1 protein-coding gene is annotated in these 256 nt (G+C 48.8%); it reads left to right on the plus strand.

The genetic code is table 11. From position 1 onward, the window contains the following. Nucleotides 1-256: hypothetical protein (locus tag KJQ96_RS39320; RefSeq protein WP_213291253.1), on the plus strand; the 256-nt coding region annotated here is incomplete at both ends.

Consider the following 256-nt stretch of genomic DNA (forward strand, 5'->3'; position numbering starts at 1 on the left):
TTTCGAAAAAGATTTGGGAACCAGTTGTCGGCATCCCGTGCAAATCACCATCGGCAAACCGGAGGAGCTGCAACGGGTCAGCCAGGTCAGTAGTGGCATCAGTTTAGGTTTTTGCTATTTAACGTTGCGCAAAAGTCCCCGACTCTCCCTATGGCAGGCGCGAAAAGTGATCTCCATTATTCATCAATCCGGTTTATTACAAACGTTAGAAGTCGGAGAAAACCTGATCACCGCCAGTCATGCATTACTGCCAGGC

The sequence above is a fragment of the Bradyrhizobium sp. sGM-13 genome, assembly GCF_018398875.1.
Lineage (GTDB): Bacteria > Pseudomonadota > Alphaproteobacteria > Rhizobiales > Xanthobacteraceae > Bradyrhizobium.